Origin of the sequence: Antiquaquibacter soli (assembly GCF_030580675.1) — a bacterium.
GTDB lineage: Bacteria > Actinomycetota > Actinomycetes > Actinomycetales > Microbacteriaceae > Rhodoglobus > Rhodoglobus soli.
Window position 1 is genome coordinate 1 of record NZ_JAUQUB010000001.1, and the last position, 13,318, is coordinate 13,318.

11 protein-coding genes are annotated in these 13,318 nt (G+C 70.5%); 6 read left to right on the top strand and 5 right to left on the bottom strand.

Going from position 1 to position 13,318, the window contains the following annotated elements; genetic code table 11:
* Window positions 1-222: 222 nt before the first annotated feature.
* From Q5716_RS00005 to Q5716_RS00015, 3 genes are all read right to left on the bottom strand, one after another.
* The gene (locus Q5716_RS00005) at window positions 223-1,530 is read right to left on the bottom strand and encodes an FAD-binding oxidoreductase (RefSeq protein ID WP_305001033.1); all 1,308 of its coding nucleotides are present in this window, start codon (window positions 1,528-1,530) and stop codon (window positions 223-225) included.
* A 71-nt stretch (window positions 1,531-1,601) separates the two neighbouring features.
* The gene (locus Q5716_RS00010) at window positions 1,602-3,164 is read right to left on the bottom strand and encodes a phytoene desaturase family protein (protein WP_305001034.1); all 1,563 of its coding nucleotides are present in this window, start codon (window positions 3,162-3,164) and stop codon (window positions 1,602-1,604) included.
* On the bottom strand, window positions 3,157-3,648 hold the full coding sequence (locus tag Q5716_RS00015) for a MarR family winged helix-turn-helix transcriptional regulator (protein ID WP_305001035.1): 492 nt from the start codon (window positions 3,646-3,648) through the stop codon (window positions 3,157-3,159). Before Q5716_RS00015 ends, Q5716_RS00010 begins: the two co-directional genes overlap by 8 nt.
* A gap of 78 nt (window positions 3,649-3,726) precedes the next feature.
* Between Q5716_RS00015 and Q5716_RS00020 the strand changes: the two genes are divergently transcribed.
* The 3 genes from Q5716_RS00020 to Q5716_RS00030 all read left to right on the top strand — a co-directional run bounded on the left by Q5716_RS00020 (window position 3,727) and on the right by Q5716_RS00030 (window position 8,682).
* Window positions 3,727-4,314 carry an NADPH-dependent FMN reductase gene (locus tag Q5716_RS00020; protein ID WP_305001036.1) on the top strand — a complete coding sequence of 196 codons (588 nt, stop codon included), beginning with the start codon at window positions 3,727-3,729 and terminating at the stop codon, window positions 4,312-4,314.
* Window positions 4,315-4,424: 110 nt separating this feature from the next.
* Window positions 4,425-7,853: a bifunctional proline dehydrogenase/L-glutamate gamma-semialdehyde dehydrogenase gene (locus Q5716_RS00025; RefSeq protein WP_305001037.1), complete on the top strand. Its 3,429-nt coding sequence runs from the start codon at window positions 4,425-4,427 to the stop codon at window positions 7,851-7,853.
* A gap of 10 nt (window positions 7,854-7,863) precedes the next feature.
* On the top strand, window positions 7,864-8,682 hold the full coding sequence (locus Q5716_RS00030; protein WP_305001038.1) for an aldo/keto reductase: 819 nt from the start codon (window positions 7,864-7,866) through the stop codon (window positions 8,680-8,682).
* Here the strand turns inward: Q5716_RS00030 and Q5716_RS00035 are convergent, their stop codons facing one another.
* Window positions 8,683-9,042, bottom strand: coding sequence for a GntR family transcriptional regulator (locus tag Q5716_RS00035; RefSeq protein ID WP_305001039.1), 360 nt, complete (start codon window positions 9,040-9,042; stop codon window positions 8,683-8,685).
* Between the two features lie 42 nt (window positions 9,043-9,084).
* Window positions 9,085-9,858: an IclR family transcriptional regulator gene (locus Q5716_RS00040; RefSeq protein ID WP_305001040.1), complete on the bottom strand. Its 774-nt coding sequence runs from the start codon at window positions 9,856-9,858 to the stop codon at window positions 9,085-9,087.
* A gap of 274 nt (window positions 9,859-10,132) precedes the next feature.
* Between Q5716_RS00040 and Q5716_RS00045 the strand changes: the two genes are divergently transcribed.
* From Q5716_RS00045 to Q5716_RS00055, 3 genes are read left to right on the top strand one after another with little or no spacing between them, the layout of a single operon-like run.
* Complete coding sequence (locus Q5716_RS00045; RefSeq protein WP_305001041.1) at window positions 10,133-11,446, top strand: ABC transporter substrate-binding protein; 1,314 nt, start codon at window positions 10,133-10,135, stop codon at window positions 11,444-11,446.
* 42 nt (window positions 11,447-11,488) lie between these two features.
* On the top strand, window positions 11,489-12,421 hold the full coding sequence (locus Q5716_RS00050; RefSeq protein WP_305001042.1) for a carbohydrate ABC transporter permease: 933 nt from the start codon (window positions 11,489-11,491) through the stop codon (window positions 12,419-12,421).
* Entirely contained in the window at window positions 12,418-13,317 is a 900-nt protein-coding gene (locus Q5716_RS00055) for a carbohydrate ABC transporter permease (RefSeq protein ID WP_305001043.1), read from the top strand. Before Q5716_RS00050 ends, Q5716_RS00055 begins: the two co-directional genes overlap by 4 nt.
* The last annotated feature ends 1 nt before the right edge of the window (window position 13,318 follow it).

Genomic DNA, 13,318 nt, shown 5'->3' on the forward strand with positions numbered 1-13,318 from the left:
CGCGCCGCCGCGAACGCACGCTGCTCCTCAAGCAGCCGCTCATCCGACAGCGCCGCCGCATCCGCACGCGAGAACGCCTGCAACGCCGGCAGACTCAGGGTGTTCATACCTCAAATCTAGCAGCGACATTCGAACGCGTGTTCTCATGCTGCCGGACTGTGGAAAACTGTCCGCGAGCGGGAAGTAGGGGGAGAAGCCGGACAGAGAACAGCAGCGGACCCCCTACGCGTCGAACGGGAACATCCCCGTCGGGTCCACCGCCGCCCGGATCGAGTCGAGCCGCGCCCGGGTCTCCGCGGGCCACGCCCGGTCGATCGTGTGCACGTTCGCGAAGTTCACCGTCGTCTCCGGCGACAGCCACTCGGCGACCGCCGCCGTGAACCCGGCGCCCGCGCCCGGCAGCACCGACTCGAAGAGCGAGGGGTCCGGCGCTCCGATGATGTGGAACGTGTAGTCCGAGTTCCGTCCGCCGACCGCCGAGCCCTCGGGCACGTCTACGCGGGTCTGCGCACCGACGTGCCGCAGCTCGAGGGCGAGGAAGGGCGAGGAACTGCCCGGTCCGACGAAGGAGAGAACGGTGTCCACCAGCCCGCCCTGCACCGAGGTGAGCATCCCGCCGAGTCCCCACCCGGGGCCGGGATCGGACGGGTCGTTGTGGATGAGCGCGACATCGGCGATCGGCAGGGGGCGCAATCCGTCGATGTAGATCGGGGCGAGCGCGCGCAGGGGCGCGGCGAGCTGCTCGCCCGTCGCGATGTCGCCCGGGTAGGCGAAGCGCAGCATGAGGAGCCGGCGGCCGCGGAACGGCTCGGGCACCTGCTCGAACGGGGGGAAGCCGATGACGACGACGCTCGTGGTGACGTCGGCCCGAGCATCCAGGGTCCAGGCGGCCCAGCCGCGGAGCACCTGCTCGATGTGCTCCTCGGCGAAGATGAGCGCGCCGGCGTAGAGGGAGTCGAGGGGAACGAGCTCGATGGTGACGTCGATCACGACGCCGAAGCCGTCCTTGCCGCCGCGGAGTGCCCAGAACAGGTCGGCGTTCTCGTCGGCGGTGACGGTGAGCACCTCGCCCGCCGCGGTCGCGAGCGTGAAGCCGCGCACCCAGTCGGACGCGAAGCCGTGGCTGCGGGCGAGGGGGCCGAGTCCGCCGCCCGTGATGAAGCCCACCACACCGACGTTGGTCGACGAGCCGGTGATCGGCGCGAGCCCGTGCTCGGCCGCCGCGGCGACGACCTGCGCCCAGCGCGTGCCGCCCCCGATCGTCGCGGTGCGGGCCACCGGGTCGACGACGACGGAGGAGAGCCCCGCGACGTTGATGAGGAGCCCGTGGTCGACCGGTCCGTGCGTGCCGTGGCCGGTCGCGATCACGCGGACCGGGAGGCCGAGGTCGCGCGCGTACGCGATCGCCTCGACGACCTCCTCCGGCGTGGAGACCGCGACGACGGCGTCGGGGGTCTGGGGGAAGGCGGTGTTGAAGCCGGTGGCGAGGGCGGTGTAGCCGTCAGCGGCGGCCGTCAGGTAGGTGAGCATGCCTGAACACTAGTGAGCGCCGCCCACATCGGGGTAGGTCGGGCGCGGCCTGCAACCTCCGCGCAACCGACTTATGACTCGAGCACCGCCATGGCGGCGTTGTGCCCGCCGATTCCGCTGACCGCACCACCGCGCTGCGCCCCCGACCCGCAGAGCAGGACACGCGGATGCCTCGTCGCGACCCCCCACCGCTGTGCGGGGGTCGACAGCTCGGCGTCGTCCTCGGCGAAGGGCCACGACAGCGGACCGTGGAAGATGTTGCCGCCGGGCATGCGCAGGGCGTGCTCGAGGTCGAGGGTCGTCTTCGCCTCGATCGTGGGGCGGCCGGAGGCATCCATCAGCAGCAGGTCCTCGATCGACTCGCCGAGCACCGAGTCGAGCGACGCGATCGCGGCGCGCTCGAGCTCATCGCGGCGCGCCTCGTTGGTCGACTCGTCGACGAGCCGGTCGGGCACGTGCAGTCCGAACACCGTGATCGTCTGCGCTCCCGACGCCTGCAGCTCCGGCGACAGGATGCTCGGGTCGGTGAGCGAGTGGCAGTAGATCTCGCACGGCAGCGGGCTCGGGATGCTCCCGCCCGCCGCCACCTCGAACGCGGACTGCAGTTGCGCCCACGACTCGTTGATGTGGAAGGTCCCCCCGAACGCCGCGGCCGGGTCGACGGCCGGGTCGAGGAGGCGGGGCAGTCGGTTGAGCAGCAGGTTGACCTTGACCTGGGCGCCCTCGGGCCGCTCGGTCGCCGCGGGCGCCTCGCCGAGCAGCTGCTCGAGCACGAACGGCGCCACGTTGGCGAGCACCCACGTCGCCGCGAGCGACCGCTCCTCGCCGCCGACGCGATAGGTCACCTCGCCATCGGGGGTGATCGAGGTCACCTCGGCGCCCGTCACGAGCTCGGCGCCGGCCAGCCGCGCCGCCCGGGCGAGCTCGCCGGTCACGGCGCCCATACCGCCGACCGGCACGTCCCAGTCGCCCGTGCCGCCGCCGATGACGTGGTACAGGAAGCAGCGGTTGCCGGCGAGCGTCGCATCGACGTTGGGGGCGAACGTGCCGATGAGGGCGTCCGTGAGCACGACGCCCTTGACGAGGTCGCTCTCGAACCGGGACTCGATCGCCTCGCCGATCGGTCGCTCGATGAGCTCCGCCCACAGCGCGTCGTCACCGAGGGCGGCTCGCGCCTCGGTCCGCGTGAGCAGCGGTTCGGTGACCGTCGGGAAGAGGGCGCGAGCGGCGCGGCCCGTGCCCGCGTAGAAGTCGTGCCAGGCCGCGGCATCCGGGCCCAGCGCCGCGTCGGTCGCGGCAGTGTCGGCGTTGTCGATGAGCAGGCCGCGCGCCGGGTCGGTCGGGTCGGGGGTGTACGAGGAGTACCGCCGCCGCGCGAGCCGGATGTCGAGCTTCAGGTCGCGGATGACCCGCTCCGGCAGCAATGACACGAGGTAGGAGTACCGCGACAGCCGAGCATCCACTCCCTCGAACGCCTCCGCGGACACCGCGGCCCCGCCGACGGAGTCGAGACGCTCGAGCACGGTGACGCGCTTGCCGGCGAGCGCGAGGTACGCGGCCGCGGTGAGTCCGTTGTGGCCGCCGCCGACGATGACGACGTCGCGGGCGTCGGCCCCGCGCCGCGGGTCAGGCACTGGCCGCGAGCTCGTCGACCTCGGGTTGGCAGATCGGCGGGTTGATGGCGTCGAGCACTCGGAAGGAGACGCTGCGCAGTACCTCCTGCTCCTCGGGGCTGAGGAGGTCGAAGAAGTACTGGCGGATCGCCTCGGTGTGGTCGCGCAGTGCCGCCAGCACGGCCCGGCTGCCCTCGGCGGTGATGCCGATCCACACGCCGCGCGCGTCGTCGCCGCACTCCTCTCGAGTGACGAGGCCGCGCTGCTCCATGCGCGACAGCTGGTGGCTGACGCGGCTCTTCTCCCAGCCGATGAGGTCGCCGATGCGGCCGGCGCGCAACCGGCGGGCGGGCTCCTCCTGGAGCGACATGAGTACGGCGAAGTCGGCGGAGGAGATACCCGCGTCCGCTTGGAGCCGGCGTTCGAGGGTGAGGTCGAGCTGTCGCCGCATGAGCGCGAAGCCTCGCCACGTTGCGAGCTCCTGCTCCGAAAGTGAAGCCGTCATCACAACATTCTACCGGTAGTTGACGTGTCACCAAAAGGCGAGTTATGGTGACACGTCAACTACATCGGAAAGGCTCCCATGTCCCAGCTCAGAATCGGAATCGTCCTCGGCAGCACCCGTCCCGGTCGGCGCGGCGAACAGGTCGCGAAGTGGGTCCTCGAGCAGGCCGCCACCCGGGATGACGCGGCCTTCGAGCTCATCGACCTCGCCGACTACGACCTCCCCCACCTCGACGAGGCCATCCCGCCGTCGGCGGGCCAGTACGCGGGCGAGCACACCCGCCGCTGGGCCGCGACGATCGACTCGTTCGACGGCTTCGTCTTCGTCACCCCCGAGTACAACCACTCCACCTCCGGGGTGCTCAAGAACGCCCTCGACTACCTCTACGGCGAGTGGAACAACAAGGCCGCCGGGTTCGTGTCGTACGGGGCAGCAGCATCCGGCGCCCGCGCGGTCGAGCACTTGCGGCTCATCGTCGGCGAGCTGCAGATGGCCGACGTGCGCCAGCAGGTGGGCATCTCGCTCTACTCCGACTTCGAGGGCTTCACGACCCTCAAGCCCATCCCGCACCACGAGGCGCCGCTGTCGACGATGCTCGACCAGCTGGTCTCGTGGGCGACCGCCCTCCGCACGGTGCGCTCCGCGGCCCTCACCGCTGCCGCGTAGCCGTGCGGGAGCGGCGGGGCGGCGAAACGTTGCGCCGGGATGCCCGACCACGCACTAACAGTGCGCGAGACTCCAAGCTTCGCCGCAAGTGCCCCGAATAAGCTCGATTCATGCATTCGGAGCTGGCCGATGAGGCCGTCACGACGGTGCGGCGGTGGCTGCGCGAGTCATCCACCGCGAAGACGGATGCCAGCGCTGAGCGCCTCGCCGGACTCCTCAAGGACCCGAAGGGGCTCGAGTTCGCGCTCGGCTTCGTCGACAAGGTCGTGCGCCCGGAGGATCTGCGCGTGGCCGGCCGCAACCTCGAGCGGCTGAGCCACCGCATCCCCGACTTCCTGCCGTGGTACCTGCGGGCAGCCATCCTCGTCGGCGGCGGCTTCGCGCCCCTACTGCCCTGGCCGATCGTGCCGATCGCGCGGCGCGTGCTGCGCGGAATGGTCGGGCACCTCGTCATCGACGCGAGCCCCCAGCACCTCGATAAGACGCTCGCCCACCTCCGGGCGGACGGGGTGCGGCTCAACCTCAACCTGCTAGGTGAGGCGGTGCTCGGCGACGACGAGGCCAATCGGCGCCTCGAGGGAACCACCGCCCTCCTCGAGCGCGACGACGTCGACTACGTCTCCATCAAGGTCTCGTCGGTGTCTGCCCAGCTCAACGTCTGGGCGTTCGACGAGATGGTCGACCGCGTCGTCGCCCGGCTGACTCCGCTGTACGAGTACGCCGCCGGCTCGCCGAGGCCCAAGTTCATCAACCTCGACATGGAGGAGTACAAAGACCTCGGCCTCACCATCGCGGTCTTCACGAAGCTCCTCGACCAGCCGCGGCTCGCAAACCTCGAGGCGGGCATCGTGCTGCAGGCCTACCTGCCCGACGCGCTTCCCGCCCTGCAGGAGCTCACCGAGTGGGCGGTCGCCCGCAAGGCGCGCGGCGGCGCCGGCATCAAGGTGCGGGTCGTGAAGGGTGCCAACCTCGCGATGGAGCGGGTGGATGCCACGATGCACGGCTGGCCCCTCGCGACCTGGGGCAGCAAGGTCGAATCCGACGCGAACTACAAGCGAGTGCTCGACTGGGCGTTCACCCCCGAGCGTGCCGCCGCTGTCCGCATCGGCGTCGCCGGGCACAACCTGTTCGACGTCGCGTGGTCCTGGCTGCTCGCGAAGCAGCGCGGGGTCGAGTCCCGCGTCGAGTACGAGATGCTCGCCGGCATGGCCACCGGTCAGGCGGAGGCGGTGCGCCGGGATGTCGGCGGCCTCCTGCTCTACACGCCGGTCGTGCATCCCCGCGAGTTCGACTCGGCGATCAGCTACCTCATCCGCCGCCTCGAGGAGAACGCCTCGAGCGAGAACTTCATGTCCGGCCTGTTCGAGCTGAGCTCGTCGAGCGTCTTCGCGCGCGAGGAGGGCCGCTTCCGGGCATCCCTCGACGCGATGGAGTCGCTGCGCATCGGCCCCGCCCGCACCCAGGACCGCGCGACCACTCTCGAGGTCGCCCCGGCGGAGGGCTTCGCCAACGAGCCCGACACCGACCCGTCGCTTCCCGCGAACCGCGACTGGGCCGCGCGCGTGCTCGCCCGCAGCGGCGATTCGCGGCTCGGGGTCGGCACGATCGAGCTCGCGAGCGTGCGGGATGCCGCGACCCTCGAGCAGCGCATCACCGAGGCCCATCGCGCCGGCGCCGCGTGGGGTGCGGTACCCGGGGCGCAGCGCGCGCGGCAGCTGCACGACGCCGGGGACGTGCTCGCGGCGTTCCGCGGCCGCCTCATCGAGGTCATGGCGAGCGAGACCGGCAAGACGATCGCGGAGGCCGACGTCGAGGTGAGCGAGGCCGTCGACTTCGCCCACTACTACGCGGAGCGCGCCGCCGAGCTCGACTCCGTCGAGGACGCCACCTTCGTGCCGCCGGCGCTCACCGTCGTCACCCCGCCGTGGAACTTCCCCGTCGCGATCCCGGCGGGCTCCGTGCTCGCGGCGCTCGCGGCCGGCTCCGGTGTCATCATCAAGCCGGCACCGCAGGCGCGGCGCAGCGGCGCGGTCATGGTGGAGGCACTGTGGGAGGCGGGCATCCCGCGCGACCTGCTCACGCTCGTCGACATCGAGGAGGGCGACCTCGGCCGCCAGCTCATCGCCCACCCGCGCGTGGACCGCGTCATCCTCACGGGCGCGTGGGAGACGGCGGCCATGTTCCGCTCCTGGCGCCCCGACCTGCCCCTGCTGGCTGAGACGAGCGGCAAGAACGCGATCGTCATCACCCCGTCCGCCGACCTCGACCTCGCCGTCGCCGACCTCGTGAAGAGCGCGTTCGGCCACGCCGGCCAGAAGTGCTCGGCCGCGTCGCTCGCCATCCTCGTCGGCTCGGTGGGCTCGAGCGAGCGGTTCGAACGGCAGCTCGTCGACGCCGTGCGCACCCTGCGCGTCGGCTACCCGCAGGAGGCCACCACCCAGGTCGGCCCGATCATCGAGCCCGCGCACGGCAAGCTCAAGCGCGCCCTCACCGAGCTCGGCGAGGGGGAGTCGTGGCTCGTGGAGCCGCGCCAGCTCGACGAGTCGGGGCGGCTCTGGTCGCCCGGAGTGCGCACCGGGGTGCGACCGGGGAGCGAGTTCCACCTCACGGAGTACTTCGGTCCGGTGCTCGGCATCGTGAAGGCCGCCACGCTCGAGGAGGCGGTACGCATTCAGAACGGCGTCGCGTACGGGCTGACGGCGGGCATCCACTCGCTCGATCCCGACGAGGTGTCGCGCTGGCTCGACACCGTCGAGGCGGGCAACCTCTACGTCAACCGCGGCATCACCGGGGCGATCGTGCAGCGGCAGCCGTTCGGCGGATGGAAGCGATCGACGGTCGGCACCGGCGCGAAGGCGGGCGGGCCGAACTACGTCGCGACCCTCGGTCGTTGGGAGCCCGTCGAGGCCGCCCCCGTGGAGAACATCCTCATCGACGGGCTGTCGCGGCGGGTCTCGACGGTCGTCAAGCGCGGGCAGTCGGGTCTCGACTTCCCCGAGTTCGACCGCGTGCGCCGCGCCGCCCAGAGCGACGAGCGCGCGTGGGCTGCCGAGTTCGGCCAGTCGCGGGATGTCTCGGCCCTCGGCGTCGAGCGCAACATCTTCCGCTACCGGCCCGTACCGGTGACCCTGCGCCTCTCGGAGGGCGAGTCGCTCGGACACCTCGTGCGCCTCATCGCGGCGGGGTCGCTCGCCGGTTCGGCGCTCACGATCAGCTCGGCCGTGCCGCTCCCGGCGGGGCTCGTGCAGTCCTTCCGGGACCCGGCGCCGTCGGCGCTCGTCGTCGACGTCGTGGTGGAGTCGGATGCCGCGTTCCTCGCGCGCGCCCGAGAGCTGTCGGGTCGCGTCCGCCTCATCGGCGGGGATGCCCGCGCCCTCGCCACGGCGGCCGGCGGTTCGCCGGACCTCGCGGTCTACTCCGGCCCCGTCACCACCTCGGGGCGCGTGGAGCTGCTCACGTTCCTGCACGAGCAGTCGGTGTCGATCACCGCGCACCGCTTCGGCAACCCCGACCGCGGGATGCTCGGGCTCGCTGTCTAGGCTGGGAGGCATGATCCCCTCCCTCCCGCTCAACGACGGCCACAGCATCCCGCAGCTCGGACTCGGTACGTACGGCCTCTGGAACGAGGAGGGCGCCGCGACGATGGCCGCCGCCCTCGAGCTCGGCTACCGGCACCTCGACACGGCCGCGCGGTACGAGAACGAGGATGCTGTGGGCGAGGCCATCCGCCGGGCGGGAATCCCGCGCGAGGAGCTCTTCGTGACGACGAAGCTCGACGGCCCGTGGCAGGGCGACGACCGCGCGGTGGGCGGGCTGAACGACAGCCTCGAGCGACTGGGGCTCGAGTACGTCGACCTGCTGCTCATCCACTGGCCGCTTCCCGCCCGCGACCAGTACGTGTCGACGTGGCAGACCTTCGAGCGGCTCAAGGCGGAGGGGCTCACGCGCTCGATCGGCGTCTCCAACTTCAAGGCCGCCCACCTCGACCGCCTCGCCGCGGAGACGGGGACCGTTCCCGCGGTGAACCAGATCCAGCTGAACCCGCACGTCGCGCGGGTCGCCGAGCGCGAGGACCACGCGCGGCGCGGAATCGTCACCGAGTCGTACAGCCCGTTCGGCGGGGGAGGCGCGTCAGTGCTGAAGGAGCCGGCGATCGTGGCGGTCGCGCAGCGGCTCGGCCGCACCCCCGGCCAGGTGGTGGCGAAGTGGCACCTGCAGCAGGGGCTCGTGGCGATCCCCAAGTCGGGCAACCTCGATCGGCTGCGCGAGAACCTCGACCTCGACTTCGAGCTCGACGAGGCGGCGCTCGCGGAGATCGCGACCCTCGACACGCACGAGGGCAACGACTCCGACCGCGTCGGGCACTAGCTAGTCGACCCCGAGCGCCGTCCGAACGAACTCGAGTGCCGTCGCGGGCTCGATGCCGAGGTCACGGGCCCGCGCCGCGTACTCCGTCGCGGAGACCTGCAGCAGCTCGGCCGACGTGCCCGACCGGGCCTTCACGACGGTGCCGTTGCGGCCGAGGGTCTCGACGAAGCCGTCGGCCTCGAGCGCCCGATAGAGCCGGGCGACGGTGTACGGGGCGACCTCGAGGTCGGTCGCGAGCTGGCGCACGGTCGGCAGCTTCGTGCCCGCGATGAGCTCGCCGGACTCGATCTTCGAGATGGCCTGCGAGTGCAGCTGCTCGAAGAGAGTGACCGGGGAGCCCTTGTCGACCGTGAACACCATGCAGTCACCCTAGTGCGCGGTGCGACGCCGGTCACCGCCCGGCTACCAGCGGGAGTCGCGGGCCCGCTGGCCGCGGGCGAGCATCCCGATCGCATCGGCGACCTGCTTGCACTCGCGGCCGAGCTCGTCGATGCGGTCGCGCATGCGGTACCGCGGCCCGTAGATGGAGACGGCGGCGAGCGGTGCCCCGAGCGTGTCGAGGACGACGGATGCCACGCGCTCGACGTCGTCGGAGCGCTGGATCCACACGAACCCGCGCCGCCGGGCCTTGTCGGCCTCGGCCTGCAGGGTGCGCGGCGTGAGCCGCACCTCGGGATGCTCGACCGGCTCGTCCTGGATGGCGGCGAGGATGCGCTGCTGCTCGGGGGCGGGCAGGGCGAAGAGCATCGCTCGGCCGGCGGCCGTGGCATCCAGGGGAGCGGTGTTGCCGACGTGGGGCACCATGCGGAAGTTCCGCTCGGGGTCGATCTGGTCGATGCTCACCGAGAAGTTGCCCTCGCGGATCGTGAGGATGACCGACTCCCCGACCCGGTCGCGCAGCTCCGTGAGCACCGGGCGGGAGACCTTCTGCAGGTCGAACTGGGCCTGGAACCCGCGCGTGAGTCGGAGCACCCGACCGGTGAGCACGACCCGCCGGTCGGGCAGGCGGGTGAGGTAGCCGAAGTCGCACAGCGACGAGACGAGCCTCGAGGTGGTGCTCTTGTCGTTGCCGGTGATGGCCGCGAGCTCGGAGATGGTCGAGCCGTCCGGGGCCTCGGCGACGGTCTCGAGGATCGCGATTCCGCGAGCCAGGGTGCGGTGGCTGGATCCCTCCATGTCGGCTCCTTCGCCGGGTCGATTCGGGTGGTGGATGACGGTGTCGGCATCGTAGGAACCCCGATGCGGCCCTCGCAACACCGTTGCGCCTGGAGACACCCGCCCACCCCGAATTGCGCCTAGTGCATCATATTTGCAGAGCGTGCGACACGCACCTAGCGTGACCTCCGCGGCCCCTCGAATCCATTGCCCTAGCGGTGGAGATCGGGTCGCTCCGTCGCACAGAGTGGTGTCGCGAGAGCGACGACTACGAGGTCATTACAAAGGAGTAACCGTGAACTCAATCCCACAGCGCCGACCGGTGCTGCGCCGTCGCGCAGTGCTCGGCGGCCTGTCGCTCGCCCTCGGCTCGGCCGTCATCCTCTCCGGATGCCAGGCCACGCCCGAGCCCGCCGGCGACCCCGTCACCCTCACCGTCTGGACGTGGAGCAACGAGGCTCGCGAGGCGCTGGAGGACGGCGTGCTCGAGGTCTTCGAGGAGGCCAACCCCACCATCGACGTCGAGGTGCTTGTGCAGCCCGACAAGGACTACCAGACCCTCCTCACAACGGGCCTCGCCGGCTCGGGCGGCCCGGACATCGCCGCCATCCGCTCGTACGGCGTCATCTCGAGCTTCGCCGAGAGCGGCAACCTCACCCCGATCGACGACATCATCACCGACTGGGCGGGCTTCTCCGACACGGCGCTCGCGGGAGTGACCGCTCGCGGCGACGGCCAGATCTACGCCGTCCCGCAGGGCATGCAGACCGCCCAGGTCTACTACAACAAGACGATCTTCGACGACCTCGGCCTCGACGTGCCGACGACGTGGGACGAGTTCCTCGAGGTCTCGGAGGAGATCAAGGCGTCGGGCGTCGCGCCCATCGTCATCCCGGGTGCGGTCGCCGGCCAGATCGCCCTCGCCGGCGAGGTGCTCGGCAACGCCCGCCGCGGCGGACCCGAGTTCACGCAGGAGTTCGTGGCGGGCGACGTCGACCTCACGGATGACGCGAGCGTGGCATCCATCGAGCTCATGCAGGAGATCCAGCCCTACCTCGTCGACAACGTCACCTCGGTGACCCTGGACGAGGCCGTGACGATCTTCGCGACCGGCATGGCCGCGATGTACCCGTCGGGCACCTGGCAGGTGTCGAGCTTCGCGAACCTCGGCGCCGACCTCGACTACGGCACCTTCAACGTGCCCGTCGACTCGAGCTGGCCGAGCGACGAGGTCACGGTCGCCTACGGCGACGGCGGCTGGGCGCTCTCGGCCCGCACCGAGCACCCCGACGAGGCCGCGGTCTTCCTCAACTGGCTCGCCTCGGCCGAGTTCGCCCAGCTCTACGCGAACAAGATGTCGACCATCCCCGCCCGCGACGGCGTGACGATCGAGAACGAGTACGTCGCCGAGATGTACGACCGATTCCTCGCCAACCCGTCGACCTACCTCGGCCTCGCCTACCTGCGCTACGGCACGCCGTGGGGCACGGACATCTACGGCGAGCAGGTGCAGAAGATCTGGCTGGGCGAGCAGGATGCCGCGGGCGCGGCCGACGCGATCCAGACGGGTATCGACGCCTGGTTCGACCCGGCGGACTTCGCGAACTAGTCCGGCACACCCGCACAACCGCAGTACAGCAGGAGAACCACAGTGACCGCGAAGAGCACGTTCGATGCGAAGCGACCCCACCCGGTCGTGATCGCCGCCTTCATCATCCCGGCGTTCGTGCTCTTCGCGGTCATCCTGCTCTACCCCATGGCGGCCGCCCTCGGATTCTCGCTCTTCGAGTTCAAGGGCGGCCTCAACATCGTCGGCTTCAACTGGTTCCAGAACTTCGTGGTGCTCTTCACCCAGGAGCCGTACGTCACGCAGCTGCCGCGGGCCTTCGCCCACAACCTCGCCATCCTCGTCGGCACCCTCATCCTGCAGAACTCGATCGGACTGTTCCTCGCCGTGCAGCTGCAGCGCTTCGGACCGCTGCGCCGCGTCTTCCAGGTGCTCTACACGACGCCCTACCTCGTGAGCCCGCTCGTCGTCGGCTACCTGTGGACCCTGCTGCTGTCGCCGACGTTCGGCCCCGTCAACGCGGCGCTGCGCGCGGTCGGCCTGGATGCCCTGGCCCTCCCGTGGCTCGGAGACCCGAAGACCGCCCTGCCCGTGCTCATCCTCGTCTCCGTCTGGCAGTGGATCGGATTCCCCGTCCTCCTGTACGGCGCAGCACTCGCCGGCCAGTCGCCGGAGATCCACGAGGCGGCGTCGATCGACGGGGCGAGCGGGTGGAAGCGCTTCGTGCACATCACCCTGCCGCTGCTCACTCCGGTGATCGGCACCGTGTCCATCCTGACGTTCATCGGCGCCATGGAGTCGTTCACGCTCCCGTACGCCTTCGGGGGCGCAACGGGCTCCCCGGCGGGGGCGACCGACGTGCTCTCGCTGCTCTTCTTCCGCGAGTCGTTCCACTCGGGCGCGAGCAACGCGCTCGGGATGTCGTCGGCCGTCGCGACCGTCCTGTTCCTGTTCATCCTCGGGGGCGCCGTGATCGCCCGGAGGCTGCTCGGCCGCTACGAGGAGAACCTCACATGACGACGATGATCGAGGCCTCGACCCTCCCGGAGTCCCGGTCGCTGCCGACCGCCCGCGCTCCGCGTCGGCGTCGGCGCCGATTCAGCCCGGAAGCGGTCGCCATCCAGCTCGTCCTCTGGGTCTACGCGGCGATCTCGATCGTGCCGCTGCTGACAATGATCGGCAACTCGTTCCGCACGCACTTCGAGATCGCGAGCGACCCGTGGCCGATCCCGACCAACCCGACGGTCGAGAACTACGTGAACGCGTGGGTGCGCGCCGATTTCGCGACCTACGCCCTCAACTCGGTGCTCATCACGGTGGCGTCGGTGCTGCTCTCGGCCGTCGTGTCCATCCCGGCGGCGTACGCCCTCGCCCGGTGGCGCTTCCGCGGTCGAGGCGGGCTCGAGAGCCTCTTCATGTCGGGACTGCTCATCCCCTTCATGCTCGCGATCCTGCCGATGTTCTACCTCATGGACTTCCTCGGCCTCATCGACAACCCGCTGAGCCTCATCCTCATCTACGCGGCCAACGGCATCCCGTTCACGATCTTCATCCTCACGGCGTTCTTCCGGCAGCTTCCCGGAGAGCTCGAGGAGGCGGCGCTCATCGACGGGGCGAGCCACCTCGCGGTGTTCTGGCGCGTGATGCTCCCGCTCGTGCGGCCGGCGATCGCGACGGTGCTCATCTTCCGCTTCGTGCCGATCTGGAACGACTTCCTCATGCCGCTCGTGATGCTGCGCAGCCGCGACAACTACACGCTCGGCGTCGGCCTCACGACCTTCTTCGGCGAGTACCAGACGGACTGGGCATCCCTCTTCGCGGGGCTCGTCATCGCGACCGTTCCGCTGCTCGTCCTGTTCATCATCGCCACCCGCCAGATCATCGACGGCCTCACCGCCGGCATCGGAAAGTAGA

Bases quoted from the DNA above. Each gene is read 5' to 3' on its own strand.
- Q5716_RS00005 (WP_305001033.1), bottom strand. From the start codon at position 1,530: ATGCTCACCTACCTGACGGCCGCCGCTGACGGCTACACCGCCCTCGCC.
- Q5716_RS00015 (WP_305001035.1), bottom strand. From the start codon at position 3,648: ATGACGGCTTCACTTTCGGAGCAGGAGCTCGCAACGTGGCGAGGCTTC.
- Q5716_RS00020 (WP_305001036.1), top strand. From the start codon at position 3,727: ATGTCCCAGCTCAGAATCGGAATCGTCCTCGGCAGCACCCGTCCCGGT.
- Q5716_RS00025 (WP_305001037.1), top strand. From the start codon at position 4,425: ATGCATTCGGAGCTGGCCGATGAGGCCGTCACGACGGTGCGGCGGTGG.
- Q5716_RS00030 (WP_305001038.1), top strand. From the start codon at position 7,864: ATGATCCCCTCCCTCCCGCTCAACGACGGCCACAGCATCCCGCAGCTC.
- Q5716_RS00035 (WP_305001039.1), bottom strand. From the start codon at position 9,042: ATGGTGTTCACGGTCGACAAGGGCTCCCCGGTCACTCTCTTCGAGCAG.
- Q5716_RS00040 (WP_305001040.1), bottom strand. From the start codon at position 9,858: ATGGAGGGATCCAGCCACCGCACCCTGGCTCGCGGAATCGCGATCCTC.
- Q5716_RS00055 (WP_305001043.1), top strand. From the start codon at position 12,418: ATGACGACGATGATCGAGGCCTCGACCCTCCCGGAGTCCCGGTCGCTG.